The following is a 26,536-nucleotide window of genomic DNA, read 5'->3' as shown; positions in this document are numbered from 1 at the left end:
GAAGTAGCGGGCGGCGGTGTCGATGGAGGCGTGCACAAGTAGTGCTTGGACCTGGCCGCGCCAGGCCAGGGTGGCGGTCGCGCTCGTCCAGCCAGGTCGCGGAGCGACGGGACGTGGTACCACTGAACCGCAGGACGTCGTGCCGTAGCCTGCGGCAGTGAACGCCGACGTTGTTTGGCTGTTGTACGCCGTCGCGTGGAGGAGATCGCATGCCGGACCCCTCGGACTCGATGGAGATCGCTGCGCGTGAGGAGAACGGCCAGAGCAATGCCACCGACTCACCTGTGGATGATCCGACACCCAACTCGGACATCGATTCGACGACGGTGTCGACGGTCATCGCGGAGGTGCTCCCAGGGGTTGCTGTCGTGTCCGGTGAGGTTCCGGATGAGCTCAAGCTTGATCTGATCGACTTTGGGCTCGTGTCGGCCGCCGACCGCAAGCAAATCTCCATGGTCCTCGCCTCGCTCGGAAACACGGCGACTGTGGCCGGCAACCTCGGGAACGCATTTGCCAGCGTGCAGGGGCTTTACAGGCTCAGCGACTCGACACGGGCCCTACTGAAGGCCGGCGGAGCGCTTGCCACCAAGGATGGCGCAAATCTCGGAACAGTGATCTCCTCCAGCGGCCTCGCTCAGGCCCGCTTCATCCCCGTGACTGCGGTGAGCTCGGCGCAGACCGCGGCCGCGGTCGGACCAGCGTTGGCCATGGTCGCCCTTCAGATGCAGCTGAGTGAGATCACGGGCCTTGTCAGGACCAACATCGCCCTGACAAGCCAGGTACTCACAACCATCCGCCACGAGCAGTGGGCGGAGCTGACAGGGCTAGTCACCACCGTCGATCACGCCGTTGACAAGGCGCGAGAGATCGAGTCGGTCCCGACGACCCTTTGGGACACTGTCGCGGGCAAAGAGGCGGACCTGCGTAAGCAGCTGGAGCTGTACCGACTGAACGTCGGCAACCACGTCCGGCAGATTCATCAGCTCGACACTCGTGGCCGCCGTGAGTATCTCGAGACGAGCGCCGAGGCGATCCTCTTCGATGCCAATGCTCTTCTGTCTTCCGTCAAGGCCTGGACCGGGTATCAGGCGCTCCACGCCGCGCGGGCGAGGGCCGCTGCACCCGAAGATGCCGGCGAGGCGCGGCTCGTCGACGCTATTGCGCGCGACACTGGCAAGAGGCTCGGCTCCGCTCTCACCGATACCACGAGCCTCGTCGACTCGCTGACGCGGGAGCTCCGAATCATCGCCGAGCTCCCCGGACGCGACGCACTGCCACAGTCGCTGACGAGGAAGCGGAGGGACTCGAAGGCGGCCCGCCAAACCTCCGCCCGTCTTCTGGAGGCGATCGAGCCTCTTGCCGACGCTCTCCATCCCCCAGCCCCTCCGCTCGAGGCTCCGGGTGTCGTCTGCGCACCCGAATCGCTGGATCTCGAGCCACACCTTCGCATACTGCGATGGTTCCTCGAAGACGGTGAGACACTTCGTGTCCTCGGCTTCCCCGACCAGCTCGATGCCCTCGGTCCACTTTCTGCCATCTTCAGCGTGGCGAAGGAGAGATTTGCGGCAGCGATCGACAAGGCAGCGGCAAAGACCCTGGTCGCCGTTACGGATCGCCGCATCATCGCGGCCAAGGCGAACGCGTTCCTTGAGCAAGGCGAGATCGGGCAAGACATCCCGATTGGCCGAGTGCGATACGTCCGAGTAGCGACCACACAGGACGGAAGCGGGCGCTTGGCGATCGACCTCATCACGCGCGACGAGAACATCCGGTGGCTCTTCCACGCTGACATCGACAACACTCAGGTGGAGGCGCTCGCCGCCGTGCTGGCCGAGTCGATGTCGATTCCGGACGCCGAACGCGATGAGCTTCAACGGCGGCGCTACGCCCCCATCGAGGCGGGCAAGAAGGGCGAGAGTACTGGCACGATGTCTACGGAATCGACTGGATCCGAGGCTACGACCGGTGATGCCGAATAGGACTCGAGCCAAGAGAAGCAGGGCCCGAACGCACGCACCGAGTCCGGTCACGTGCCGCGGTAGGCGCGGGTCCAGATGCGGGCACGATTGATGGAGCGAGCGAGCAGCCTTTCCGTCAGGGGCTGTGCTGGCCGACGGACTGGTCGCATCCCCGCGCCATCGAACAGTTCCGGGTCCTGATGGACGAAACGCACTCCTTAATCGGCGGCAACCTTGAACTCGACGGTCGGCTGATCACCCCGGGAGACTGACGGCGACCGTGAGGTCTGCATGCCGTCTCTGGAAGCCACGAGGAAATGGCCGGGCTTCGTTCGCCGTTCGAGTACCTGCCGTTTCGCTCCTGATTGGCCTCCTGGACGGCCATCCGAGCCCGTTCTCGCGGATCAGCCACAAGCAGGCCACCTCCCCGCACCGCCAAAAACCGACATATGGCTAGAAGTAGGCATCAATCCCTCTGTAGGAAAACCCAAACAGCGTGCTCTAGTGGCGCCGAGGCCGTAGCGTCCTACCGTTCTTGTGTCGGGCGGGCAGGCCGCCCGCCGCACCGGAACCCCTGCGCGACCGTTCGCCGGCCTCGCGCCCAGTAGAGATGGAGCCGCAGATGGAGCGAGTACTCATCGTGGTCGTGGTGATCCTGGTGGCGCTGATCGCGGCGCTGCTGACCGGATTCCTGAAGTGGCTCGACGACGGCCGGGTCATCGGGGCCATGGCAGCCGGGGCCGCTGCTTTTGCCGCCGCGGTCCCGGTGGTCGTCCTGCTCATGAAAACGGGCGGCATCGCGTGAGCAAGGACCCGGGAGCAGTGCGTCCGGTCACGAAGAGGAGTTGTAATGCCGCCTGAAGTGCGAATTCCAGTGCGTGATCTGGGTGGTCTTCTGAGCTTTCATGACGCCTGCCGCGTCGTGGTCGGCCTCATGATGCTGAGAGATCAGGCGCGAAACTACCCGCAGAACGACCAGGCTTCCTCGTGGGCACGGCTCTTGGCTCAAGCGGACAAGTCGCAGCAGCAGATGGGGTCTTTGGTGCGGGAATGCCTGCTCCGGTATCAAGGCGAGGAGGACCGCGCGTTCGTGCCGCGTCTTCCTCCAACCGCCGACGCCGTTCTACGTCGCCTGGTTAAGGCGGCAGATCGAGTCGACCACCTCGATGATTGCCTGGACCGGTGCCTTCAGGACCTGTCCGAAACGCACGCGAAAAGCGGGAATTACTTCACCCGTAATGACGTCGCGCGGCTGATGGTGGCGGCGGTGGATCCGCAGGAAGGCCAGCTGGTGCTCGATCCGGTGTGTGGATCAGCCGGATTGCTCATAGGTGCCGCCCGGCACGTGTCCGAACGCGCGGGCCGACCATCGAATCTCGAACTGACCGGCCAAGACGTACACGCTTCCACGCTCCATGTGGCGCGAATGAACCTGACTGCCCGCAACCTGGACGCGCGGCTGCTTGCGCCGATGGACAGTCTCGCGCGGCCCGCTGAGTCCTCCTATGACATCGTTCTGGCCAATCCGCCATTCAACAGCTCGTGGCGTGCCGAACCACACGCGGACGACCCGAGGTGGTCGGACGCGGCGCCCCCACGGGACAACGCGAACTTGGCATGGATTCTCCATATCGTCCACGCGCTCGCTCCTCGGGGCAGGGCGGCAATCCTCATGGCGGAGGGGGCCGCGACCGGGGCACGACAGATAGAGCAGGAGTTGCGCGGACGGCTCGTCCAAGACGATGTTGTCGAATGTGTGGTGGCTCTACCGCCGGGCCTGTTCCCTCACAGCCGCGCTCCCTGTTGCCTGTGGCTGCTCAACACGGATAAGGGGCCTCGCGATGATTGGGGGAGCAGCGACCGTCGAGGCAAGGTGCTTTTCGTCAACGCGCGGACGGCGTACGAACCGGTGCCGAGGACGCGTAAGCGTCGCCTCAGCCCGGAAGGGGTCGAGCAGATACTGCACACGCTCGAGGCGTGGCGAGGGGCGGCCGGAAAATACCGTGACGAGCCCGGTCGGTGCCGTTCCGTCGGCGCCGAGGAGATCGCCGGTCAGCGATACGACCTGCAACCGCCGAGGTACACCGGTGAGTTCGGCATCGAAGGTGCTCCAGAGCAACGGCAGATCGATGAACTGGCCGCCGAACTCCGGTACAAGTTCGAGGAGGCGCGCATGCTGGAGGCCGACCTGCTTCGAGTGTTGGACGAGCTGTGATGCGCGAACTCAGCGCTGAGGGCTGGCAGCGCATGACGGTGAAGGAGGCCGCGGACCTGAAGGTCACTTACGGGCTTCCCGAACAGGAGCTTCCCAGCGGACGGGGAGTGATCAGAGCCAGTGACGTCCGCGATGGCCGCCTGCGGACGTCTCCCCCCGATCCTGCCGCGACGCCGAGCACCAAGAACAGTCGTGCCGTCCTCGCCGAGGGCGATCTGGTCGTGGTGCTCATCCGCCGGGTGGGTGACGCGGCACTGATCGACCAGTGGCATTCCGGCTGGGTGACGACACGCTCCGTCGGCATCCTCCGCGCACGGAACCACGACATCACCCGCTGGCTGAAGATCTGGTTCCAGACGCCGATCGCCCGCGCGTGGTTCGACCGGCATGTGTCGGCGCATGTCGAGCCGACCTTGAGCATCGACCGGCTAAGGGCGATGGAGGTGGCCGTCCCTCCCCCCGAACGAATCGAGACCATCACTCGGTTGGTCGAGCTGGTGCAGGACAAGAGGGACCTGAACCAGCGGATCGCCGCGGACGCCGTCACCTTGGCCGACGCTCATCACGCCATGTTGGCGCGGCGGCATGGACATTCGTGGACATCTTCCACATTCGGTGCCGTTGCCTCGGTGATGACCGGCCGACCGAGTCAGCCGCCGCCGGTCATGGGCGGTGTCGCGACGTTCCGGATAGCGCCGGCCGACGTCCTGGCCGCGGATCCTCCTTACATCCAAGGAGGACGGGAAACGCCCGCCGAGCCGGGCGACGTCTGCGAACCGGGGACCGTACTGGTCGCGTCAAGACCCGAGGGTGCCCGCACCGCACTGACATGGGTGCCGACCACCCCGAAACGGGGGGTGCTTGCGGTGCGCCCGTCCGCCCCCTCGGACCGCTGGTGGCTGCTGCACGAGCTGCGTTCCCAAAGCGCCGACCTTGCCAAGATCGCGCAAGGCCGGCAGGCCAGGGAGATCAGCCGACGCGCCTTCTCGCAACTGGAACTGCCCTGGCCCAATTCCGAAGTTCGCCGACGGTTCCAGGAAGCGGTCGAACCTCTTCACGACAGAGCCCGCTTGGCTCTTGAGGAGAACTGGCTGCTGAAGGACCTGCTCGATCGGGTGCTGCGAGACGTGTCCTTGATCGCGGCACGCATCATCTGACGGCATCATCCTTCGGTCACCCGTTCCCGGAGGGGACGGGGTCCGCGCCTCCTCGGGAGAACGCGGGTCCGGTGAGGGCTGCGGCTCCCCTTTTAGTGCTGACCTGGTTGGGGCCGGTCATGGCCGTAGGCCACCCCGTAGGGGCGACCGTAAGGGAGTAGCCGGCGCCGTGTCGGCTATTCCGTTCCAAGCGTCCACAACCTAGAAGCCGCTGCCCGGCACCTGCTCGCCTGCCTCGGCGCCGTGCCAGCTGGTCACCGGTCCCCGTGCCGTGCCACAACGGTCCGGAGTGCTTATCCGCGCGAACGGCGAGAGAGTGCGACAGAGTGTTTCGCGCGCATGAGTGCTCCGGTGCGCGGGGGCTGGGCTGTGAAGCCCCGCTTCGGACACGCTCAACCGCCGTCGCGGATGACGGCTCACTCGAGCGGCCCATGGTGAGGATGTGAACGCCGTGGCTGTTCACCGTCGCCGCCTAGGCAAACGCCTGTGACTGTTGCGATCATGCACGCGTGGAAATCGACGAGATCAGCGCAATGGCTCGCAGGCTCGCTGTCGCGTTCAACATCGGCTCACCAGAAGTCGAGTTCGGCCGGACCTCGCGTTGGTCGCATACAGGTATCAGCCTTCGAGAGCGTGGCGGAAACCTTGTGTTGGTGATCGGCCCGCCGTTCGACGCGCTGCGACCGGCGGAGAGGGAAGCGATTCTGGCGGAGGTCTGCGCTGGCTACAAGGTCTACCCTCGTACCTTCGGCAGGCTCGGGCGGGCGCTCCTCGGTCATCTCGTCGTACTCACCCTCGTCATTTCGCTGGCCAACATCCCGTTCGGTGTTCCTGGCTGGGTCAATATCTTGGGGGTTGGCCTGTTTCCCGGCGGGTGGCTGCTCATCTTCGTCCTATGGTTGCGATGGTTCAGCTATCAATCAGACCGTGCGGTCGTTGAGGCGCTCGGCAGACCCGTCATCGATGTGGCGCTCGACTTCGACCGCAGGCATCCGGTCAAGCCGTCCGTCATCCGCTGGTTGGTTCCTGGCGTTGCCAAACGAAGAAGCCGCTTGGAAACAGCACGCGGGTCAGCGGCCCCCGCGACTTAGCGCCGGAGTCCTTGTTGATGCGGACGGCGTGATCCAGACCACAACCGGATCCAGGCCGGTAAGGGCGAAGGGTGCCCTGGTAGCGGTTGATCTTTGCTGGCTCGCTCGCGTCCTTCCTGGGTGTCCTGAATGGTGGGGCGGGCTTGCATCGCGGCTCTCTGCGAGCACAAAGTGCGGCAGGCCACCGAGCGGGCCGACGCCTGGCCGAACTGGGAGGACTACGGGCTCGTCTTACCCCTCGCGCCTCGCGCACCCATGGAGCCAGAGAACCTCCGCCGGAGCTGGGCCGCATCCGCGGCGGCGGGCCTGGAGGGGATGCGCCCGCACGACATGCGCCACACCTGCGTCTCGTTGCTGCACCTGGGCGTCGCGCCGGACGTGGTCAAGGAGATCGTCGGGCACAGCGACATCCAAGTCACGATGACGATCTACGCCCACACCTCGCTCGATGGCAAGCAGGCGGCGTTGAGGAAGCTGGGGGATGCGCTCGGCTGAGGCCGTTGCTGTCAAAAACGCCCCAGGCCATTGGCCTCGGGGCGTTTTCGCTGCTTAGAGTGTGGGCAGGGGCGGGGTCGAACCGCCGACCTTCCGCTTTTCAGGAATAGCGGGAGTCGAGTTCAGCCGAGTTCGCCATGCTTCCAGGGCTGTTGGGGTGCACCCGGGGTGGGGGTCGTGCGCCACTGTTGCTGTCAACGTTGCTGTCACGTCCAGCTGCCCTGCCCTTGGTCCTTCAGCGAACGATGGCGACGCTCATGCTCCCCGACTCAGCGGCCCTCACACGGTCGACGAGCACGGGACGGGCCACACCCTCTCGACCGCTGGCAGTCGGGCCGACTCTGACATGCACACAGGGTAATGGTTCGGCTGCCAGGAGTATGTGGCGCCTCCCACTCCTGGCGCACTTGTAATACAGTCGGGTGTGAGTTGTAATACAGGAGGGAACATGATGTGAAGGATGACTATGAGACCCCTCTCGACTGGGACGATGCCAATCGCGAACACGCGACCAGGCGTGTCTCTGAGACGGAGATCAACCAGATTTTCGCCAACCGGGACGCTCTCAAGATCGAGAGCAACAGCGGTGAGCTGCGAAGTGGCGACTACATCGCTTACGGGATCACCGACGGCGGGAAGCGTGTTGCCGTGGTGTTCCAGTATCCCGTGATCACCCCACACGGGCAGGAGTTGCCCACCCCTCGCCCGATCACCGCATGGGAGCTGAAGACATGACGACTGCCCCGAAGAAGACTCAGGCCGAACTTGAGGCGATGAGTGAGAAGGAACTGGCCGAGTACTACGATTCTCGGCGCGAAGCCATCATGGCTGATGGCGAGGGAGTTGAACTGGCTGGCGTGAATGCTCCGCTGGATGAAGTTGTCTCCACGCGGTTCGCCACCAACGAACTGAGCGCGGTGAAGGCAGCCGCCGCGCGAGCTGGGATGAGGCCGGCCACGTTCATCCGTAAGGCCGCGCTTGCGGCGGCCGCGAGTGACGTCATCGACCTTCAGCGCCTTCGTGAAGATCTCGGAGTCGCGCTCACCCGTATCCAAGACGCTGCCGAAGTTGTAGCGGTCCGCAAAGAAGACCGCGAAAGGGTCTAGTGACCAACGCCAAGGTGGGTTGAACCTAGTGTCTCGCCATCTGGCACTCGGGGGTTTCATGACGGCAACTTCAGGTACTAGCCGCCGTTGGATCTTGCCTACGCGCTGACGTAAACCCGCCCGTCCAAGCATGAGCGCTACTCCGCGTTGACTCGCGGGGAGTTGACCTGCTCGGCTGTAGACGGGGTTGCACTAGCGCGGATGTCCCATGCAAGACAGTGACCGTCCGCCGCTGGACTAGGCGCGTTGCTGTCTACACAAGCAGCCCCGAGCCTATGGCTTCGGGGCGTTTTGGCTGTTCAGAAGGGTGGGCAGGGGCGGGGTCGAACCGCCGACCTTCCGCTTTTCAGGTATAGCAACGCCCCTGCCGGAGGAACGCGGCTGAGGTCGACGGGCTGTCGGCGTGCGCTCGTAGCTGGGGCTGGTGGCTGGTGTTGCTGTCACCGTTGCTGTCAGCCTCAGGCGGTCCTAATGAAGGTCACGCGCTGCGCTGTCAGGTTCGGGCGGGCCTGGTAGCCGGCGTCCAACCAGACCGCTTGAGTGTGCTTCGGGTCTGTACCCCACCAAGCCGGGTGGTCGTAAGCGCTCTGGGGCAACGCTGCACCGATCACCGCCGTCACCTCAGCGAACGTCATATCAATGCGGTCGCGACCGTCTGACCGAAGAAGACGCTCAAGGCGCTCGTACTGCTCCCGCCGAACCACACTTCTATTCTCGGTGAGGAAGCCTCGGCTGTCAGCCGGTCGGTGTCCGCCGCCTTCTGATCCGTAGCAAGATCAGCGGTATCCAGGACCGTCCAAATCCATCCTCTGACCAGCGGCGCAGCTTCCCGCACGTCCACGACTGTCCAAGGTCATCCAGGGCCGTTGTTAGCACCTGCGTTAGCACTTCTCGCACACCTCCACCACGACCCGGAGTGCTCGTTCGCGCGGACGGCGAGCAAGGTGTGACAGACAGATTCGCGCGAACGAGTGCTCCGGCACGCGGGGGGCTGGGGGCCGCGAGGCCCTCGCTTCGGGCACGTCCAACCCGTCAACGCGTAGACCGTCACGGGCTAAGGGCTGTCCCGCAACTGCTGTGGTGCCGTCTCTGATCGCGCGCAGGGCGCTGTCGCGGCCATTACGGGCCTGCACCCTGTCACGTGCAGCGCGCCACTTGCATATGAGCCAATCTGCCCCGGCGTGACGCCGCTCTATAACGGCCCGTGTGAGGATATGCGGCATGGCCGACGCATACGAACTGCTCATCAACGCCGACCTTCCCGACGACCTCTCAGAGGCCGAGGTGAATGAGCTGCGCTGGCACCTGGGACTGGGACCGGAGCCGCCTGAGTGCACCATCGTGACGGAGTTTCCCGGGGAGTTCGTCGACGAGGACGGCAATCCCACAGACTACGCACCTGGCGCAGCCGGTTCTTGGGTGGAAGTGAAGGTCCCGGCGCTGGCGCGGCGCGGGCCAGCCTGGCGGATCGGCGGGGTGCTCTTCGCCGCGTTGGAGCGACGCGAGTACGACCAACCGCGCCCCGGCTGGGCTCTGACGTGTCGCCAGGAAATACACCCCGATGATTTCGAGAGGACGACCGCATGTGTTGAGTGGCTGCAAAGTCGGGTGTCCGAGCCGCAGTTCGACCTCGACGTCTACTGGCGCTTCCACGAAGACCCCTACCTTGAACCGACCTTTCTCGACGAGGGCGGACTGGTAACCCGACAGACCGTTATCACGGCGCCCTCGCCTGAGGTGCTGCGCCTGATCGCCGACGGCAAGAGCAGAGAAGCGGTGGTCCAAGCGCGCAAGGACACCGATCTGAGCATCAAACAAGCGCGGAGCTACGTCGAAGCGCTGCGGGCAGGCAGGGTCGTCCTCCGTTGACCTCGAAACGGTCACTGTGCTCGTCGGCCTTGTGGTGAACGTCGATCGGGCTTCCGGGCGATCTCGGTGGGCTGGGGCGGCCGTGGCCGGGCTGCGAGGTGGGACCGGACGGAACAGGCCGCATGCCCGGCGCGCAGAGCCGGGCGCGGTCCGCCGATACCTGAGCCCTGAGCTGGGCAAGAAGCGCCTCGGCAAGCTGACAGCCCGTGACGTCCGGCTGGCGCTCACGCGCATCCGGGAGACCTGCCAGTGCTGCCGGAATGGTTGGGATGAGGCTCGCGAGGTGGCTCGCTGCTGCTCGCTCAAGGGCGGGGAGTGCTGCCATGACAGGCTCTCACCCCGCATGGTCCAGTTCCTCCATGCCGTTCTCCGCAACGCGCTACAGGCGGCCGTCCGCGAAGAGATCATCCCGCGCAACGTGGCAAAGCTCGTCACGGTCTCCGCTCCCAAGTACGACGTCAACCGGGGGCTCACCGTCGACCAGGCGCGCGATGTGCTTAAGGCGGCGGAGGGGGAGCGGCTCTACGCGCTGTACGTGCTCGCGCTCTGCCTGGGCCTTCGGCGCGGCGAGTTGCTCGGCCTGCGTTGGGAGAACATCGAGATCCTTTCCTGTCGGGCCTGCCTCGGTGAGGGTGGCACTCCCAATGGGGATCCGTGCGAGCACTGTGAGGAGACGGGAGTCGGAAGCGCCATCCTGGAAGTGGCTCAGACGCTCCAGCGGGTTGGGGGAGAACTGCGGTTCGTACCGCCCAAGACGGCGAACTCCAAGCGCACCGTCCCGCTTCCGGCGTTGTGCGTGGATGCGCTCTGCAACCACATGGTCCGTCAAGAGGATGAGCGGGCGGACGCTTGGCCGCACTGGAAGGATCACGGGCTGGTCTTCCCGTCCCGTCTCGGCACCCCCATGGAGCCGGACAACCTTCGGCGAAGATCGTTGGCCACAGCGACATCGAAGTCACGATGACGATCTACGCACACGCCGCCCTCGACGAGAAGCGGAAGGCGCTGCGGAAGCTGGGGGATGCCCTCGGCTGAGGCCGTTGCTGTCACCGTTGCTGTCAAAAGGCCCCAGAGCGCGATGCTCTCGGGGCCTTTTTGCTGATCAGAGAGGTGGGCAGGGGCGGGGTCGAACCGCCGACCTTCCGCTTTTCAGGCGGACGCTCGTACCGACTGAGCTACCTGCCCATGACGCGCGCACGCGCCTGGCGGTCCTGACGGGATTTGAACCCGCGGCCTCCACCTTGACAGGGTGGCGAGCACTCCTAGCTGCTCCACAGGACCTTGCTGGTTAGAGCTTAGCTGCTCTGGGGGTGTCTCCCGACCGGCTGGGCCGTTCTTGGCGACGTCCGAGAGCATACGCGATGGCTGAGGTGGGCGCCAACTTGATTCAGGGGCAGGCGGGCAGCGCGTAGGCCGGATCCCTGATCTTGCCTAGGCCATCACGGAGCGTGAGTTGGTGGTGCGTGCTTCAAGGAACGGGCACGCCACCAGGTTGCGGATCTATCTCGCCCTTGATCGGCACCCACGGAGCCGCAGCGGCCAACCCCTCGGTGCGGCTGAAGACGGTCGAGGCCTGGCTCCGCCGCCTCAGGTCGCTCCGCACCATTCCAGCTTGTTGAGTCAGGGGCCGATAGGCAGTCCGAGGTAGAAGTACACACGGAGGGTCGGCAACAGGGACGTGCTGGGACGCGATGATGCGCCATCGCCGGGGAGCCAAAGCCAGCTGGCCTGGCGCTTGTTGATCAGGTTGGGGTGAGGGCCATGCATTTAAGGGCGGTTCTGGCGCCTGGGGTGAAGATCTCCAAGGGACTGATTGTCGGGCGGGAACGGGGTTGCTCTGTGGGTGGGTGGTGTTGGTCGGTTGGGGGAGTGTGGGGCGCCCCGGTGATCTTTGCCGGGGCGCCCCGGTTGGTCAGGCGGCTAGGCGGCCTTCTCTTAGTTCTGCGCGAGTGCCGGTGAAGCTGCTTCGGAAGCGGCGGTCGTGTGAGACCACCAGCAGGGAGCCTTTGTAGGAATCGAGGGCTTCTTCTAGTTCCTCGATCAGGGACAGGGACAGGTGGTTGGTCGGCTCGTCCAGGATCAGGAGGTCTGCTGGACGGGTTACCAGGCGGGCCAGTTCTAGGCGGCGGCGCTGTCCGGTGGATAGGGCTGATGCTGGTCGTTCTAGGTCTTCTTCTCGGAAGAGTCCCAGTTTGAGCAGGGTGTCGGCGTGGTCGGCGGGGGTGCCGGGGAGGTCTTCGGCGAAGAGGGTTAGGACGTTGCGGCGGGATTTTTCGGCTGGCAGCTCCTGACGTAGGTAACCGATTCTCCTTGGGCGCTTCACTTTGCCGTGGTCCTGGGACAGATCCCCGGCCAGGACGCGGAGCAGTGTTGTTTTTCCTGCGCCGTTCGGGCCGGTGAGCAACATCCGTTCGCCTGGCGCGAGCTTGAACTCCTCGATGTCCAGCCGGCCGGAGACCTTGACTCCGGCGAGCTCGGCGGTGAGCCCGTCGCCCTCAATTCGGGCAGTAAAACGGAGCGGGTCTGGTGGGCGTGGGACTGGGTTGTCGTGGAGCCGCTGAAGGCGTTCGCGGGCGTTGCGGATCAGGGCTGACACGCCGCCCTCGTGGGACCGGCGGTGGCGGCCCGACATGCGTTGTTCCCGGTTGACCGGGCCTAGCGAGCCGAGGCGTTCGGCGCCGGACTCGGCCAGTTCGGTCTGCCGGTCGATCTCACTGAGCCATTCCGCGTACTCCTGCTCCCAGCGGCGGCGAGCGGCGGCTTTGCCGGTGAGGTAGCCGTTCCAGCCGTTGCCGTAGCGCGTGACGGTTTGCCGGTCGACCTCCAGGATCGCCGTTGCGAAACCTTCGAGGAACGCCCGGTCGTGGGTGACTGTGACGACGGTGCCCCGGTGTGCCCGGAGTTGCCCTTCGAGCCACGTCACGGCCTGCTCGTCTAGGTGGTTGGTCGGCTCGTCTAGCAGGAGGAGTTCGGGTGCGGCTGCCAGGACGCAGGCCAGCCCTAGCCGGGACTGCTCGCCGCCGGACAGGCTGCCTAGTTCTCGGTCGCGGGTGATGTGCGTCAAGCCGAGGTTGTTCATCGCCGCATCTACGCGGGCGTCGGCCTCGTATCCTCCGCGTGCCTCGTACGCCGTGAGCAGGTCGCCATATGCGGCCATCTCCTCCGGAGACGCGTCGGCCATGGTGGCTTCGGCTTCTCGCATGCGTCGTTCTAGCTCACGCAAGTCGGCGAGGGCGTGGTCGATCGCATTGGCCACGGTGAGATTGGGGGCCAGGTCGAACGTCTGCCCGAGGTGGCCCACGCCGCCTGCGGCCATGACAGTGATGTCTCCGGTGTCGGGTTCCTCCTCGCCGGCAAGCAGCCGGAGCAGCGTGGACTTCCCGGAACCGTTCTCTCCGATGACACCGACCTTTTCGCCGTTGCGTACCGAGAGGGTGACTTGTTCGAGCACGACTCGGCCCTCGTACGCCTTCGTGACGTCCTTGAGGCTGAGCTGGGAGGTTCCGGTGTGTTGTGGGCGGTGGCGGGTCATGGTGTCGACCTCCGAATGCTTGCTCCCGGCCACCGTGATGTCGCCATTGCGCCAGGCTGAGCAAGGCAAGGCAGGGTGGATCCGGGAGGGATTAATCAGGACTTATCCCGCTCACCGGGGCCGGTACGGATACCGCAGGGTGCCAACGGACACCTTCAGGTGCGAAGAATGAATGAGGTCCCGGCAGCGGGGCTACGGGGACGCGACACGACGCGATGCTCAGAGTCGGCATGCTCGACCGCGCCCGACGCGTGCGATCAGATCGCCGCGTCAGCGCGGGAGGTCAGTAGAACCAGATCCCCACGGGACCGGTGCCAGAACAACTCATGGCCGCAATTATACCGGTAAACCCTCTGTACTCTCTGTGACGGTGGTCCTAACACCAGGATGTTCGCGGGCTTTGCGTTCTATCGTGAGATCGTCCTGTGTTGTGACCGGTGTGGTGCGACCGGCGAGGCGGTGACAGTGACGGGCAAGGCGGTGGCACGCAGTCTCGGTGCCCGGTTGGACACTCTCCCCAGCGTTCCGCGCACGATGCTCGAAGTCCGCGTGCGGTGGGTGCTCCTCTTCGTCGTCGGCGTCGCCAACGTGGTCGGGGCGCTGGTGGTGCTGCTGTTCGCGTTGTTCGTGGTGCCCGACCCGCCGATGTCCGAAGGTGACCTCGCGTACGCCCGGCTGGTCAACGTGATCGCGTTCTTCACCTATCCGGTGTTCGCGGTCCCGGTGGCTCTGGCGCTCGGCTTCCGGCTCTGGCGTCCAGTCGTACGGCTCGTACGGGAAGGTGGCACACCCGACCGGCAGCAGCGGCGTGCCGTGTTGCTCGGTCCGCTCCGGGTGACGCTCGTGATGGGGACGTTGTGGGCGCTCGGCGCGGTCGGCATCGCGGTCCTGGACCTCGTGATGTTCGGCGTTCGGCTCGCGGTGAAGACAGGGCTCACGTCGCTTCTCGGCGCCGCCACCACCTGCACGATCGTCTATCTGCTGTCTGAACGGCTGCTGCGCCCGGCGGCCGCGCTCGTCCTGACCACCGAACACCCACGCTGGGTCAAGCTTCCAGGGGTCACGACGCGGGTGATGCTGGCTTGGGCCCTCGGCACCGCGATCCCGGTCTTCGGGCTGGTCTGCGTGGCCATCGGGGCCCTCGCCGCCGGAGGCATCGGCACGACCCAGCTGGCGATCACCATCCTCGGGCTGGGCGGCACGGCGCTGCTCGTCGGCATGGCGGTCACGTATCTGGCGACCCAGGCGATCGCCGACCCCATCAAGACCGTGCGCAAGGGCATGGCCAGGGTCGAACGCGGCGATCTGGAGACCGAGATCGAGGTGTACGACGCCAGCGAGGTCGGGCAGCTCCAGTCCGGGTTCAACCACATGGTCACCGGCCTGCGCGACCACGAACGCCTGCGTGACCTGTTCGGACGGCACGTGGGCGAGGAGGTCGCGGGCCTCGCTCTGGAGAACGGCCACATCGAGCTGGGCGGTGAGACCCGTGAGGTCTCGGTGCTGTTCGTCGACCTCACGGGCTCGACGCGGCTGGCCGAGACGCACGCGCCCGACGAGGTCGTGACGTTGCTCAACCAGTTCTTCGGCGTCGTGGTCGAGACGGTCAACGGCCACGGCGGATGGATCAACAAGTTCGAGGGTGACGCCGCGCTCGCCATCTTCGGCGCGCCGACCGACGTGGAGGACTCGGCCGGTGCCGCGCTGGGCGCCGCGCGCGAGCTGTCGTTCCGGTTGCGTACGGAGGTCCCGCAGGTGGACGCCGGGATCGGGGTCTCGGCCGGGCCCGTCGTCGCTGGCTACATCGGTGCCGAGCAGCGCTTCGAATACACGGTCATCGGCGATCCGGTGAACGAGGCCGCGCGCCTCAGTGACCTGGCGAAGGTCGCGCCGGGCCGCGTCCTCGCCTCGGGCGCCGTGCTCGAACTGGCGCACCTCGCCGAGGCCGACGAATGGGCCCTCGGCGAGTCGGTGACCCTGCGTGGGCGGAGCCGCCCGACGCAGCTGGCCGCGCCCCGTCTGCCCCTGCTGCCCAAGGTCATCGCACCCGGCGCCATCGAGGGCGAACCGATCCGGCGGCGGTTCCGGAGGCCCCGCGTTCGCAGGCGCCTGCGCCGGGCGATCCGCGCGAGCCATGAAACCGGGGACCCTGCGCACTCCGAGGACTCCGGGGCCTCTAAATCCCGTGAAGTCCCCGAAGTTCCCGAATCGCCCGAATCGCCCGGGTCGGCGTCGGAGTCATCAGACGCATAAGGTCACCAGCTGTACACGACCTGCTATCGGGTTGTTACTTCGCTTTCATCGTGCGCAACAAAACTTGACAGGGACGGTTCCCCTCCCCGTTCGAGGTGACAATGTTCCGACGGCTCGGTTTTCCCCTCGCCGCCGCCGTGGCCGCCACGACCATCCCGCTCCCTACCGCAGACGCCACCCCCGCCAACGCTCCCGCGACACCCACCGCCACCACCGCGAAGACGGCCACCCCTGCCGAGGCGATCAACGTCGCCAACGCCGCGAAGGCTGCCAAGGCAGCTAAAGCCGCGAAGTCCGCCAAAGCCGCGAAGGCCGCTCGCAAGGTCGCCAACGTCGCACATCGCGGTGCTTCCGCCGCCGCTCCCGAGAACACGATCGCCGCGACCAAACTCGCCCGTACGAAGCGCGCCGACCTCTTCGAGATCGACGTGCAGGAGACCAAAGACCACAAGCTCGTGCTCATGCACGACACCACGCTGGCCCGTACGACCAACGTGGAGTCGGTGTTCCCGAGCCGGTCGCCATGGCGGGTCTCCGACTTCACCCTCGCCGAGATCCGCAGGCTCGACGCGGGCTCGTGGTTCAGCTCCAGGTACAGGCGCGAGCGCGTACCGACCCTCGGCGAGACGTTGCGCGTCATGAAGAGCAGCGGCCTCGGGCTGCTCCTGGAGATCAAGGCGCCCAGCCGCTACCCCGGGATCGAACGCCGCATCGCGTACGAGCTGCGTCGCAATTCTTCGTGGCTGCGTCCCGACCCCCGGGAGCGGCGGCTCATCGTCCAGTCGTTCGACTTCGGTTCTGCACGCCGCTTCAACCGGCTCCTCCCGAAGGTGCCGGTCGCGCTGCTCGGCAAGCCGTCGACCGCCCAGCTGCCCGCGCTCTCCCGGTGGGCCGACCAGATCAACCCGCGGTATACGGGACTCACCGCCTCCTACGTGAAGAGCGTCCATCGCTACAAGATGGAGGCCTTCACCTACACGATCGACAGCTCCGCCAAGATGCGCCGCGCCCTCAAGTTGGGTGTGGACGGCATCATCACCAACAAGCCCGACGTACTCGCCCGGGTGCTGCACGAACGTTAGACCGGCGACACGACGGCGGGCCTTCCGGTACGAGATCTCGGCAGCTAGCGTCGGGGTCATGAGCAGGGTGCACGACGTGGGCGGGCAACTCGGCTTCGGCCCCGTACCGGTGGTCGTGGGTGGTGAGCCCGCGTTCCACGCCGATTGGGAGGCCCGCGTCTTCGCGTTGAGCTCGGCGCTCCTGCGCGCCGGCGCGTTCAACGTGGACGAATTCCGGGACGCCATCGAACGCATCCCTCCGGAGACCTATCTGCGCACGTCCTACTACGAGCGCTGGCTCATGGCCATGGAAGACCTGCTGGAGGCGAAGGGCCTTGGCTGATCCCCAGGCCCGAACGCAGGCCCAGGCTAAGGCTCAGGCTGAGCCCCCGGCCCGAGCGCAGGCTCAGGCTGAGCCCCATGCCCGAGCGCGGGGCCGAGCCAAGGCTCTGGCTGAGCCGCAGGCCCAGCCACATGCCGCCGCGTTCACGGTGGGCGACAGGGTCCGTGTGCGCGCCCTCGATCCTGAGCATCACACCAGGGTCCCGCGCTATGTACGCGGTCAGCAGGGCGAGATCGTTCATTCGCACGGTGCCGCGCCGCTGCCCGACGACCGCGCACGCGGGATCGAGCCGCCACGCGTGGAGACCGTCCATGTCGTCCGCTTCGCGGCCCGCGACCTGTGGGGCGTCGGTGACCACACCGTCGCCGTCGACCTCTGGGAGTCCTACCTTGAGCCATGCTGAGGAAGGCGACGCCGATGGCCATGTCGACCTGCCGGTCGCCGCGCGGGTGCGCAGGCTGGAGGAACGCGCCGTCGCCGCGGGGCTGACGACCGACGCGGAGCTTGATGCGTTCCTCACCAAGTTCCTGGAACGTGCGTCGCCCACGAACGGCGCGCGGCTCGTGGCGCGTGCGTGGACCGACCCGGCGTTCAAGGAACGAATGCTCGCCGACGGCAACTCGGCCGCCGCCGAGCTCGGGATCGGCCCGGCAGACCCCGCACGCCAGGGTTTCCGGCTGATGGTCGTCGAGAACACCGCCACCGCGCACAACGTGATCGTCTGCACGCTCTGCTCCTGCTACCCGGTGGCGCTGCTCGGGCCGTCCCCGTCCTGGTACAAGAGCCACGCCTACCGGGCCCGCGTGGTCCGCGAGCCGCGCGCCGTGCTCGCCGAATTCGGGCTGGAGCTGCCGGAGGAGCTGGAGATCACCGTCTGGGACTCCAGCTCCGAAGCGCGTTACATGGTGCTGCCACGCCGGCCGGACGGGACCGCGGATCTGGACGAGGAGGCCCTGACCCGGCTGGTCACCCGCGAGGGGCTCATCGGGACGGCGCGCGTCTGATCCTTCGTCGCGAGGTGACGAACCGGTTCTTTGCCTTCTCCTGGTCGGTATGTGAGAAGGCCGGGGTGCGGGCCTGCCTGCAGGGTGGTTGTCTCACCCTCGGGAGGTCGAGTGGTCGGAGAACGTCGATGGTCCATCCGGGTGCGCATGACCCTGACGGCGGGGACCATCGCGGCCTTGGTGTGCGCGGGCGTCAGCGTGCTCGTCCTTCTCGGCGTCCGCGGCCAGGCGGAGGATTTCGAACGGGAGAAGACGATCTCCGCCGCCCTGGAGGTGGTGCATCTCATCAAGCGCGACCGGTTGCCCGCTGTGCTGCCCCTGGGCGAGACGGCCGGGCTGCAGGTCCTGAACGCCAAGGACCGGGTCGTCTCGCCGTCCGCCAACCTCAAGGGCCACTCGCCGATCGCCTCGTTCAAGCCCACCGAGCAGAGCGTCTACTCGATCCGGATGCTCTGCCCGCCGGCAGGGCTCAAGGGCTGCATGCACGTGGTGGCGTTCCGGGTGTACCAGCCGGACGGGGACTGGACGGTGTACGCCGCCGACGACGTCATCCCGTGGTACGTCAGCTCGAACCTCGTCGTCTTCCTGCTCTGCCTGTCGGTGCTCCTGGTGCTGGTCACGGTCGTCGGCTGCTGGCGGACGGTGGACCAGACCCTCGCCCCGGTGGACGCGATCCGGGCGAAGCTCGCGGAGATCACCGCGACCGAGTCCGGCCGCCGCGTGCCCGTACCGCCCAACCGGGACGAGCTCAGGGCCCTCGCCGAGGCGGCGAACGCGACGCTCGACCGTCTCGACGCCGCGATCGAACAGCAGCGCCGCTTCACCTCCGACGCCTCGCACGACCTGCGCAGCCCGATCACCGCGGCGCGCGCCCAGGTCGAGGACGCGCTGCAGCATCCCGATGACACCGACTGGCCGGCGGTTGCCCGGGCGGTGCTCGCCAGCCTCGAGCGGCTCCAGGACATCGTCTCCGACCTCCTCGAACTGGCCAGTCTCGACGCCGGTGCGGCCCAGGAGGGCAGCGAACTGGTCGATCTCGCCGACCTGGTCAAGGCCGAGCTCTCGCGGTCGCCGCGCACGAAGGAGATCGTCACCGACCTCGAGCCGGACGTGACGGTGCGCGGTGACCGGTTGCGCCTGGCGCGGCTGCTGACGAACCTGCTCGACAACGCCGAACGGCACGCGACGAGCACCGTGCATGTCGTTGTGGGGATCGAGGGTGAAATGGCGATCCTGGAGGTGAACGACGACGGCGCGGGAATCGCGCCTGGCGACCGGGAGATCGTCTTCCAGCGTTTCACCCGGCTCGACGCCGCCCGCAGCCGCGACGCCGGGGGCACGGGTCTCGGCCTTCCGATCGCCCGCCAGGTCGCCCTCGCCCACAACGGTGCCCTCCGCATCGAGGACAGCGATCAGGGCGCCCGCATCGTCCTCCGCATCCCGCGCAGCGACTGAGCCTCACGCCCCTTACGGGCTCCCGTCTCCTCACGTGAGCTTCACGATTCAGGGAACGTCGCCGCCCACGTGGCCCAGGCATCGAGCCACGCGTCTTCGGCCGAACGGATGTCGCGATGCCGCCGTCTCAGCTCTTCGGGAGACGCCTCCGCGCCGCCCAATTGCCGTGCGAGGCCCGTCGTCCGTGCGGCCCAGGCGTGGTGCCACGACCGTTGTGCCGACTGGCTGCGCACGCGCTCGGTCAACCCGCTCCAATACAGCAGCGTCTCGGTGACGGCGGCCTCGCGCAGCCGCTCGTCGGCGAACCAGGCGGCCTTCTCCTGGAGCTGGGTGAGCTGGTTGACCAGCGCGGTGACGGCTGCGTTCGCCTCCTCTCGGCTCTGGTCGGACAACCGCATCTGCGCCCGCACCGCCGCGTCCCACATTTCGCTATACCGCTCGGGCAGAATGCCGCGGAACCGGCGCTCCCGCCGATCCCGGCTGCGGTCACGATCGCGATCGCGGTCACGGCTTCGGGACACGAACTCGGCCGTCTGCTCCAGGCACGCCCGGACGAGCGTGCGGTGCGCGTTGGCCACATCGACCGGCTGCTCCGCGGCGTGGTCTGCCGGACCGGCGCGGTCCGATGGCCCCGCGTGGTCCGATGGCCCGGCGTGGCCCGGTGGCCCGGCGTGGCCCGGTGGCCTGGCCGGGACGCGGCTCCGCAACGCGGCCATATAGTCCCGGCGCCCCTCCAGGAACACCTCGGGGTCGGTGACCCTGACCAGCTGGATGCCCTCAAGCTCCCAGTCACGAGCGGTCACCGTCACCTGGCGTCCCATATGCACACAGCGCGCCGCCCACAACCGCGCACCGGCCCGGACCAGCAGTGCGGGCCGGCGGGTGCCTTCGACGACCAGCCGCGTGCCTTGGGTGGGGCCGTCCGCCTCGGACCGATCACCGATCCGATCAAGCTCCTGCTCCAGCAGGTCGCGCAGGTCGTCGGGCCATACGTCCCGCCCCGCCGGAACGGATGCCGTCTGCACCTGGATCAGCGGGCCGTCAGGACGCATCGGATCGCCGTACGAGAGCCCCACCTCACGCAGTTCTCCGTTCGTGATCGAGACGTCGCCGACCATCCGTGGTGCGGGCAGTGCAGCGGATTCGGCGAGGGCGAGCAGGGGCCAGTCGCAGCTGCGGATCCGCTCGTCGAGCTCGATCTGAAGCCGTTCCCATCGCTCCTCCCACTCGGGGGACGGAGGCATGAGCTCCATTCTCCGAGTGTGTCACCCCTCGCGCCCGCCACCACCCCTTGACCTGCTCCTGAACGGGATGGTGGTCTCGGACCATGCCCGGAGAACCGACAGCGCAGGAAATCTTCGACGAGCTCGCGGCCGAGCAGCTGACGCGGCCCGATGTCACCGTCGGAAAGATGTTGCAGAGCGATTCGCTCCAGCTCAACGGCAAGTCGTTCGCGTTCGTGTCCAAGGAGCGGCTCTTCCTCAAGGTCCCCGCGGCGCGCGTGGACGAGATGGTCGGCAAGGGTGAGGGGGAGAACTGCGTGCTCGGCGGGCGCCGCATGCGCGAATGGGTCGTGGTGCCCGCGACGGGCACGCCCGAAGACCGCACCCGCTGGCGTGCCCTGCTCGCCGAGTCCGCCGCGTTCATCGCCACCCTCACCGATCCGGCCCGGAAGGCCCACTGACCAGCGGGCGGCCTTCAGCGGCGGCCATACGGCCGTCGGCGTCGGGGGCGGTCAGCGGCGGACTCGGGGCCGGTCAGTGTTGTGCTAGGCGGTAGGAGTCGGCTTCGCGCCACAGCAACAGATCACCGGCGGCCCAGGCTTCGCCCTGGACCGTTGATCGTTTGCCGGTGCGCAGGTCATAGACCAGCGACCGGGCGGTGTCGGCATCCTGGTGCGTCGCCGAGTAGACGACGAGGCCATCGCCCACGGTGATCCGTACGCTGTATTCGGCATTGCGTGCATAAGGCAGCCCGTGGACGACTCGGCGTGCGCCGGATCGGAGGGCATGCACGGTCAGCGTGTCGCCGGACGCCCAGGCGAGCGTGTCCGGACCCGCGCCGAACGCGCCGGACGAATCGGCGTTCGTCCGGATCGTGGTCTTAGCGCCCGTACGGACGTCCACCTGTTCGACCAGGCCGCCTGACGCCGGGCGGACGAACGCGTAGGGGTGGGCGAACGCCTCCAGCGTGGCCTTCACCGGCACCGTCCTGGGCGGCGCCTCGCAGCCGTTCGCCACGATCAGCTCGCCACGGTCGGGATCGCTCCAGACGATCACGCCCTCGCCGACGAAGAACGGCTCACGGCCGTCCCACCCTGCCTTGAGCGTGTGCGCCCGGCTGCTCTCACCGGCCTGCGCCTCCCCGCTTTCACCGGCGGGCAGGCACTTCAGCGTCTCGCGCTCCGGCCACACGCGCCCGGCTCCGCCCACGGCCATGAGCCAGAGGAACGGAAGTGACCCGGATGGGGTGTCCGAGACGCGCTCCGCCGACCTGCCACCGGGCCTGACCTGCCACACGCCCCGGCGCGGTGCGACGAAGCCGTCGCTGTCGACCGCCACGGCGCCGCCGAGCACCGTCCCGTCCGAGCCCAGGGCCATGGCCTTGAACCGGTCGCCACCCGGGAGCCTCCGCGAGATCGTCGCCATGGGCGGCCTCGGCGACACGGTGGCCGCCTGGGTCACCGACAAACTCGGCTTGGGAGAGGCCTGGTCCCTCACGGAGATGATGATCACCGGAATGGCCAGTGTGGCGCCCACGCCGACCACCGCGACGGCGGTCAGCTGGTGCCGCCCGCGGCGGCGTCGCCCGGCCCCGGACACGATCCGGGCACCCAGCCCGGACGGCGGCCGCTCGTCGCCGCCGGCGGTCCGCAGATGTTCGGCGACCTTGAGCTCGAATTCATCCACGGGACTCCTCCTCGGCGGTCACGGTGGTGCGCAGCTTGGCGAGGGCGCGGGCCGCCTGGCTGCGTACGGTGCTGGGGGAGCAGCCGAGCACCTGCGCGATCTCCGGATCGCTGAGCTGGTCGACGTACCGGAGCACCAGGACGCCGCGCATGCGCGGGCCCAGCCCGGCCAGCGCCGCCGCGAACCCGGCGTCGCCGGTCACCCGGTCGAGGCGGTGGTCGGCGACCGGCCGGTCCGGTGGGTCGGGTGTCAGCTCCTCGCGTCCCCACCGCCGCCGCCGGTTGGCGACGAGCCGCACCATCGTCATGCGCACGTAGCCCTCGGGGTCGTCCTTGCGTTGTACCCGGCGCCAGCTCGCGCCCGTACGGGTCAGCGCCTCCTGGACCAGGTCCTCGGCGTCATGCTGGTTGCCGGTCAGCACACGCGCATACCGGTAGAGCGCAGGTAGTCGGTGTTCGACGAACTCCTCGAACGGCCCCAGATCCGGCTGCGGCACGGCTTACCTCCCTATAGCCAGGGACACCTGACACCGCCGTTCTGCTGCATCCATCTTCCGCCGGTTCGGAGCCGGATGAGGCTCAGCGCGCCAACTCGCACGCAAAGCGCACGCCAGCCCGTACGCGAACGCGAAGAAAGCCGTGAAATTGCCCGCCTGTTAAAGATCGACGACGGTGCCGGCTCCCTTGGTGCGGGCTAGGTCGACGATCCTCGCTGCGGCTGCCGTGTCTTGAACGCCGAGCCCGACGCTGTTGAAGAAGATGATGTCTTCGGGCGAGCGCCGGGCGGTGGCCAGACCGGCGGTGACCCGGCCCAGCGGCAACAGGTCGGCCTCGGCCAAGCTGCCGTCACGCAGGGCGCTCACCACCGGGCCCGCCTGTTCCGCGGCGGTGGCGACATCGTCGACCACGATCACGGCGGCGCGCGCCAGCACCTCGGCGTCGACTTCGGAGTGGTCGGGCGTGAACGAGCCGACGCTGACCACGGTGCAGCCGGGTGACAACCACGCGCCGCGCACCACCGGCCGCTCGCTGGTCGTGCAGGCCGCGACGATGTCGGCCCCTTCGACGGCCTCCTGGGAGCTTTCGGCGACGCTGAAGGAGAGCCCCAGTTCCTTTTCGAGACTGGCCGCCACCGCCGTCGCCGAGCCGGCCGTACGGGAGTAGAGGCGAACCTCGCTGAGCGCCCGGACGGCGGCGATCGCCCTCACATGGGCCTGCCCCTGAACGCCGCAGCCGATGATCGCCAGCCGTGACGCGTCCGCGCGGGCGAGGTGGTCCACGGCGACCGCGCTCGCGGCGGACGTGCGCAGCGTGGTGACCGATGTGCCCTCGATGATCGCGACGGGACGGCCGGTGGTCCCGTCCAGCACGGTCACCATCGCCGAGACGCTGGGCAGACCGCGCTCGCCGTTGCCGGGGTTGACGCTGCCGAACTTGGCGACCGGGCCGGTCCCCGGCAGCCGGGAGACGTAGCAGAACGCGACATCATCGCCATCGCCGGCGGGCAGCAGCGCCCGCGGCGCGAGGAGCGCCTCCTCCCGGCCGAGGGCGGTGAACGCGGCCCGCTGCGACTCGATCGCCGTGCGGACGTCGAACACCGCGTGCACGTCGGCGGCTGACATGAGGAGAACGTTGGTCATACAAGGTCATCCTCACGAATTCGGCGCCGCACTGCCAAGAGCAGAAGGTAAAGCGGTGCTTGTTACTCAGCCGGTGGCCTGGAGCAGTTTGCGGGCGGCTTGTTCTATGTCGGTCTCCGACAGGAGGACGTGGTACGCGGCGTCGCCAAGGGGGATGATGCTGTCCTCGCTGGTCACGCGGGCTGCACGTCCCTCGAAGCCGCCGTCGGACAGGGCGGCGAGCACGCCCTCCGAGACTCCGCCGCTGCGCCGTGTCTCGTCGGCTACGAGGACGTGTCCGGTGGCGCGTGCCTCTCGGAGCAGGTCCTCGGTCGGGAGGGGGGACAGCCATCGAAGATCCAGGACGCGAGCGTTGATGCCGGACTCGGCCAGGCTGCGGGCGGCGCGGAGGCTCATCGGGAGTCCGTTGGCGAACGTCACGATGGTGAGGTCGGTGCCGGATCCATGGGTGCGAGCGCGTCCGAGCTCGACGGGCTCTCCTGGGGAGGCCAGCCACTCTTCGTCGCCCTCCTCATAGAGGTCACGTGCGTGGTAGAGCGCGATCGGCTCCAGGAAGACGCAGACCCGCCCGTTCGTCATGGCCTCCGCGACGCAGGTGCGCAGCATTCCCGCCGCGTCCTCCGGTCGGGACGGCGACGCAATGATCAACCCCGGGATATCCCTGAGGGCCGCGATGGCGTTGTCGTTGTGGAAGTGCCCGCCGAACCCCTTTTGGTAGGCGTAGCCGGCGATCCGCACCACCATGGGATTCCGGTACTGCCCGTTCGAGAAGAACGACAGAGTGGCCGCTTCGCCTCGCAGCTGATCAGCGGCGTTGTGCAGGTAAGCCAGGTATTGGATTTCCGGCATCGGCACGAAGCCCGAAACTCCCGTTCCCAAGGCGAGCCCCAGAATGGCCTGCTCATCGAGCAGCGTGTCGAAAACGCGGGCGGCTCCGTGCCGCTTGTGCAGCCCCCGCGTCACCCCGTACACCCCGCCCTTCCGCGCGACGTCCTCGCCGAAGAGTAGGAGCTCCGGAACGCTTCCCAGCAGGTCATCGAGGCTCCGGTTGATCACCTGCGCCAAGGTCAGTGGCTGTGAGGTCTCAGCCAGGGGCGTCGCTGCGGGTCGGGACGATGCCAGCGACGACGCCGCCGACGCCGCCGCCGCCGCCGACGCCGCCGCCGCCGCCGACGCCGCCGCCGCCGACGCCGCCGCCGCCGCCGCCGACGCCGCCGCCAACGACGCCGGCGACGACGCCAGCGGGGCCATCACTTCGTGTGCAGAGCTCAAGCGCGGCGCCCCCGCGACCTCAGCCGCGATCGCCATGACCTCGTCGCGCTTGGCCTCGTAGAGGGCGTTGATCTCGTCCGGCGTGGCGACCCCGTGATCTACCAGGAGTTTGGCCGTACCCAGCAGTGGATCTCCCGCCTGCGCGGCCGCGATCTCCGCTGGAGTCCGGTAGGCCGACTCGACGTCCGACCCCGCGTGCCCCATCAACCGTACGGTCTTCAGGTGCAGGAACGCGGGGCGCCGCCGGTCGCGTACGAACTTCACGGCGTTCTGGGCGACCACATACGCCTCGGCCAAGTCACATCCGTCTGGGGCGAAGTACTCCAGCCCTTCCCGAGATCCGTATGCCGATTGGATCCAACCCTCAGGAGTGCGCACGCTGATCCCGATCCCGTTGTCCTCACAGACGAACAGAAGGGGCATCGGCAATCCCTGATAGCCGCAATGCACAGCCGCGTTGATGGCTCCGGTAGCCGTCGAGTGATTGGCCGAAGCGTCGCCGAAGCTGCACACAGCTATGGCGTCCTCGGCCCAAGGGCTTTCGACGCCGACCCGCTTGGCCCGTTCGATCCCGAATGCCACACCGACCGCACGGGGGAGATGCGACGCGATCGTCGACGTCTGCGGGATGACACTCAGCGAGTGGCTCCCGAAGACCTTGTGCCGCCCGCCCGCGATCGGCTCCTCCGCCGCCGCGACCACTCCGAGCAGCACATCCCGCAAGGCCCGATGCCCCGGCACCTGCCGAGCCCGTTCCAGGAAGAACGCCCCAGAGCGGTAGTGCAGCAAGGCCGGGTCTCCAGGCCTCGTCGCCGCGGCCACCGCCACGTTCCCCTCATGCCCCGCTGACCCGATCGTGTAGTAGCCCCGTCCCTGCGACTGCAACCAGCGAGCGGCGAGATCGAGGTGCCGGCTTCCGAGTTGCGCGTCGAAGAGCTCCAGGCAGCGCTCACTCGTAAAGGGCAACTCGCCATGCGGTGCGACGGGCTCCAGGGCCGAGACCGTCTCCGCGAAATAGGCATCGGTGGACATGCTTCCGAGCATCGGCCTGATCCCCCGGACCAGCCAAGTGCGAGGAGACCACGATCTCCTTAACGCCGCGGTAAGCAAGCCGAGCCCATACCTCAGGCCCGCTCCAAACAGGCCCGCTCCAAAACCGTTTGGAGCGGGCCTGACG

General features: G+C 67.4%; 23 protein-coding genes and 2 tRNA genes. 17 read left to right on the top strand and 8 right to left on the bottom strand.

The window, feature by feature from the left end; translation table 11 throughout:
- The first annotated feature begins 209 nt into the window (after nt 1–209).
- The 10 genes from ACH34W_RS28140 (at nt 210) to xerC (ending at nt 10,855) form a co-directional block, all read left to right on the top strand.
- On the top strand, nt 210–1,979 hold the full coding sequence (locus tag ACH34W_RS28140; protein ID WP_395964099.1) for a hypothetical protein: 1,770 nt from the start codon (nt 210–212) through the stop codon (nt 1,977–1,979).
- A gap of 601 nt (nt 1,980–2,580) precedes the next feature.
- On the top strand, nt 2,581–2,763 hold the full coding sequence (locus ACH34W_RS28135) for a hypothetical protein (protein ID WP_395964098.1): 183 nt from the start codon (nt 2,581–2,583) through the stop codon (nt 2,761–2,763).
- A gap of 45 nt (nt 2,764–2,808) precedes the next feature.
- A complete protein-coding gene (locus ACH34W_RS28130) occupies nt 2,809–4,173 on the top strand; it encodes an N-6 DNA methylase (RefSeq protein WP_395964097.1) in 1,365 nt (454 codons plus the stop codon).
- A 221-nt stretch (nt 4,174–4,394) separates the two neighbouring features.
- Entirely contained in the window at nt 4,395–5,330 is a 936-nt protein-coding gene (locus ACH34W_RS28125) for a hypothetical protein (protein ID WP_395964096.1), read from the top strand.
- Between the two features lie 509 nt (nt 5,331–5,839).
- Nucleotides 5,840–6,421 carry a hypothetical protein gene (locus ACH34W_RS28120; protein ID WP_395964095.1) on the top strand — a complete coding sequence of 194 codons (582 nt, stop codon included), beginning with the start codon at nt 5,840–5,842 and terminating at the stop codon, nt 6,419–6,421.
- A gap of 129 nt (nt 6,422–6,550) precedes the next feature.
- Nucleotides 6,551–6,916, top strand: a complete 366-nt coding sequence (locus ACH34W_RS28115) for a tyrosine-type recombinase/integrase (protein WP_395964094.1) — start codon at nt 6,551–6,553, stop codon at nt 6,914–6,916.
- Nucleotides 6,917–7,369: 453 nt separating this feature from the next.
- Nucleotides 7,370–7,651, top strand: a complete 282-nt coding sequence (locus tag ACH34W_RS28110) for a hypothetical protein (RefSeq protein ID WP_395964093.1) — start codon at nt 7,370–7,372, stop codon at nt 7,649–7,651.
- Entirely contained in the window at nt 7,648–8,022 is a 375-nt protein-coding gene (locus ACH34W_RS28105) for a plasmid mobilization protein (protein ID WP_395964092.1), read from the top strand. The genes ACH34W_RS28110 and ACH34W_RS28105 overlap by 4 nt, the downstream gene beginning before the upstream one ends.
- Nucleotides 8,023–9,243: 1,221 nt before the next feature.
- Nucleotides 9,244–9,891 carry a hypothetical protein gene (locus ACH34W_RS28100; protein WP_395964091.1) on the top strand — a complete coding sequence of 216 codons (648 nt, stop codon included), beginning with the start codon at nt 9,244–9,246 and terminating at the stop codon, nt 9,889–9,891.
- Nucleotides 9,892–9,973: 82 nt separating this feature from the next.
- The gene (gene xerC, locus ACH34W_RS28095) at nt 9,974–10,855 is read left to right on the top strand and encodes a tyrosine recombinase XerC (RefSeq protein WP_395964090.1); all 882 of its coding nucleotides are present in this window, start codon (nt 9,974–9,976) and stop codon (nt 10,853–10,855) included.
- A 147-nt stretch (nt 10,856–11,002) separates the two neighbouring features.
- On the opposite strand, the gene ACH34W_RS28090 is transcribed toward xerC, so the two are convergent.
- From ACH34W_RS28090 to abc-f, 3 genes are all read right to left on the bottom strand, one after another.
- A tRNA-Phe gene (locus tag ACH34W_RS28090) sits at nt 11,003–11,076 on the bottom strand.
- Between the two features lie 18 nt (nt 11,077–11,094).
- Nucleotides 11,095–11,172, bottom strand: a tRNA-Asp gene (locus ACH34W_RS28085).
- Between the two features lie 631 nt (nt 11,173–11,803).
- Entirely contained in the window at nt 11,804–13,423 is a 1,620-nt protein-coding gene (gene abc-f, locus ACH34W_RS28080) for a ribosomal protection-like ABC-F family protein (protein ID WP_395964089.1), read from the bottom strand.
- A gap of 465 nt (nt 13,424–13,888) precedes the next feature.
- On the opposite strand from abc-f, the gene ACH34W_RS28075 reads away from it, so the two are divergent.
- From ACH34W_RS28075 to ACH34W_RS28050, 6 genes are all read left to right on the top strand, one after another.
- Nucleotides 13,889–15,676 carry an adenylate/guanylate cyclase domain-containing protein gene (locus ACH34W_RS28075; RefSeq protein ID WP_395964088.1) on the top strand — a complete coding sequence of 596 codons (1,788 nt, stop codon included), beginning with the start codon at nt 13,889–13,891 and terminating at the stop codon, nt 15,674–15,676.
- Nucleotides 15,677–15,777: 101 nt separating this feature from the next.
- Nucleotides 15,778–16,758: a glycerophosphodiester phosphodiesterase gene (locus ACH34W_RS28070; protein WP_395964087.1), complete on the top strand. Its 981-nt coding sequence runs from the start codon at nt 15,778–15,780 to the stop codon at nt 16,756–16,758.
- A gap of 58 nt (nt 16,759–16,816) precedes the next feature.
- Entirely contained in the window at nt 16,817–17,080 is a 264-nt protein-coding gene (locus tag ACH34W_RS28065) for a hypothetical protein (protein ID WP_395964086.1), read from the top strand.
- 148 nt (nt 17,081–17,228) lie between these two features.
- The gene (locus tag ACH34W_RS28060; protein ID WP_395964085.1) at nt 17,229–17,483 is read left to right on the top strand and encodes an SH3-like domain-containing protein; all 255 of its coding nucleotides are present in this window, start codon (nt 17,229–17,231) and stop codon (nt 17,481–17,483) included.
- Nucleotides 17,470–18,084: a nitrile hydratase subunit alpha gene (locus ACH34W_RS28055; RefSeq protein WP_395964084.1), complete on the top strand. Its 615-nt coding sequence runs from the start codon at nt 17,470–17,472 to the stop codon at nt 18,082–18,084. The genes ACH34W_RS28060 and ACH34W_RS28055 overlap by 14 nt, the downstream gene beginning before the upstream one ends.
- A 147-nt stretch (nt 18,085–18,231) precedes the next feature.
- Nucleotides 18,232–19,539 carry a sensor histidine kinase gene (locus tag ACH34W_RS28050; RefSeq protein ID WP_395964253.1) on the top strand — a complete coding sequence of 436 codons (1,308 nt, stop codon included), beginning with the start codon at nt 18,232–18,234 and terminating at the stop codon, nt 19,537–19,539.
- A gap of 41 nt (nt 19,540–19,580) precedes the next feature.
- On the opposite strand, the gene ACH34W_RS28045 is transcribed toward ACH34W_RS28050, so the two are convergent.
- A complete protein-coding gene (locus ACH34W_RS28045) occupies nt 19,581–20,792 on the bottom strand; it encodes a hypothetical protein (RefSeq protein ID WP_395964083.1) in 1,212 nt (403 codons plus the stop codon).
- A 74-nt stretch (nt 20,793–20,866) separates the two neighbouring features.
- Between ACH34W_RS28045 and ACH34W_RS28040 the strand changes: the two genes are divergently transcribed.
- Nucleotides 20,867–21,223: a hypothetical protein gene (locus tag ACH34W_RS28040; RefSeq protein WP_395964082.1), complete on the top strand. Its 357-nt coding sequence runs from the start codon at nt 20,867–20,869 to the stop codon at nt 21,221–21,223.
- Nucleotides 21,224–21,296: 73 nt separating this feature from the next.
- Here the strand turns inward: ACH34W_RS28040 and ACH34W_RS28035 are convergent, their stop codons facing one another.
- From ACH34W_RS28035 to ACH34W_RS28020, 4 genes are all read right to left on the bottom strand, one after another.
- A complete protein-coding gene (locus ACH34W_RS28035) occupies nt 21,297–22,448 on the bottom strand; it encodes a hypothetical protein (RefSeq protein ID WP_395964081.1) in 1,152 nt (383 codons plus the stop codon).
- On the bottom strand, nt 22,441–22,944 hold the full coding sequence (locus tag ACH34W_RS28030) for a SigE family RNA polymerase sigma factor (RefSeq protein ID WP_395964080.1): 504 nt from the start codon (nt 22,942–22,944) through the stop codon (nt 22,441–22,443). The genes ACH34W_RS28035 and ACH34W_RS28030 overlap by 8 nt, the downstream gene beginning before the upstream one ends.
- A gap of 159 nt (nt 22,945–23,103) precedes the next feature.
- Nucleotides 23,104–24,087 (bottom strand): ornithine cyclodeaminase family protein, encoded by a 984-nt coding sequence (locus ACH34W_RS28025; RefSeq protein ID WP_395964079.1) that lies wholly within the window; start codon nt 24,085–24,087, stop codon nt 23,104–23,106.
- Between the two features lie 66 nt (nt 24,088–24,153).
- Entirely contained in the window at nt 24,154–26,391 is a 2,238-nt protein-coding gene (locus tag ACH34W_RS28020; protein WP_395964078.1) for a thiamine pyrophosphate-dependent enzyme, read from the bottom strand.
- Nucleotides 26,392–26,536: the final 145 nt, after the last annotated feature.

Origin of the sequence: Actinomadura sp. 6N118 (assembly GCF_044326415.1) — a bacterium.
Taxonomy (GTDB): Bacteria; Actinomycetota; Actinomycetes; order Streptosporangiales; family Streptosporangiaceae; genus Spirillospora.
The sequence above is the reverse complement of the archived record's forward strand: the minus strand, read 5'-3'. Positions and strand labels throughout refer to the sequence as shown.

What these genes read in the sequence shown, in the direction of transcription:
- abc-f (WP_395964089.1), bottom strand. Translation starts at nt 13,423, where the DNA reads ATGACCCGCCACCGCCCACAACACACCGGAACCTCCCAGCTCAGCCTC.
- ACH34W_RS28040 (WP_395964082.1), top strand. Translation starts at nt 20,867, where the DNA reads ATGCCCGGAGAACCGACAGCGCAGGAAATCTTCGACGAGCTCGCGGCC.
- ACH34W_RS28115 (WP_395964094.1), top strand. Translation starts at nt 6,551, where the DNA reads ATGGTGGGGCGGGCTTGCATCGCGGCTCTCTGCGAGCACAAAGTGCGG.
- ACH34W_RS28100 (WP_395964091.1), top strand. Translation starts at nt 9,244, where the DNA reads ATGGCCGACGCATACGAACTGCTCATCAACGCCGACCTTCCCGACGAC.
- ACH34W_RS28050 (WP_395964253.1), top strand. Translation starts at nt 18,232, where the DNA reads ATGACCCTGACGGCGGGGACCATCGCGGCCTTGGTGTGCGCGGGCGTC.
- ACH34W_RS28105 (WP_395964092.1), top strand. Translation starts at nt 7,648, where the DNA reads ATGACGACTGCCCCGAAGAAGACTCAGGCCGAACTTGAGGCGATGAGT.
- ACH34W_RS28070 (WP_395964087.1), top strand. Translation starts at nt 15,778, where the DNA reads ATGTTCCGACGGCTCGGTTTTCCCCTCGCCGCCGCCGTGGCCGCCACG.
- ACH34W_RS28025 (WP_395964079.1), bottom strand. Translation starts at nt 24,087, where the DNA reads ATGACCAACGTTCTCCTCATGTCAGCCGCCGACGTGCACGCGGTGTTC.
- ACH34W_RS28065 (WP_395964086.1), top strand. Translation starts at nt 16,817, where the DNA reads ATGAGCAGGGTGCACGACGTGGGCGGGCAACTCGGCTTCGGCCCCGTA.
- ACH34W_RS28045 (WP_395964083.1), bottom strand. Translation starts at nt 20,792, where the DNA reads ATGGAGCTCATGCCTCCGTCCCCCGAGTGGGAGGAGCGATGGGAACGG.
- ACH34W_RS28020 (WP_395964078.1), bottom strand. Translation starts at nt 26,391, where the DNA reads ATGTCCACCGATGCCTATTTCGCGGAGACGGTCTCGGCCCTGGAGCCC.
- ACH34W_RS28130 (WP_395964097.1), top strand. Translation starts at nt 2,809, where the DNA reads ATGCCGCCTGAAGTGCGAATTCCAGTGCGTGATCTGGGTGGTCTTCTG.
- ACH34W_RS28140 (WP_395964099.1), top strand. Translation starts at nt 210, where the DNA reads ATGCCGGACCCCTCGGACTCGATGGAGATCGCTGCGCGTGAGGAGAAC.
- ACH34W_RS28135 (WP_395964098.1), top strand. Translation starts at nt 2,581, where the DNA reads ATGGAGCGAGTACTCATCGTGGTCGTGGTGATCCTGGTGGCGCTGATC.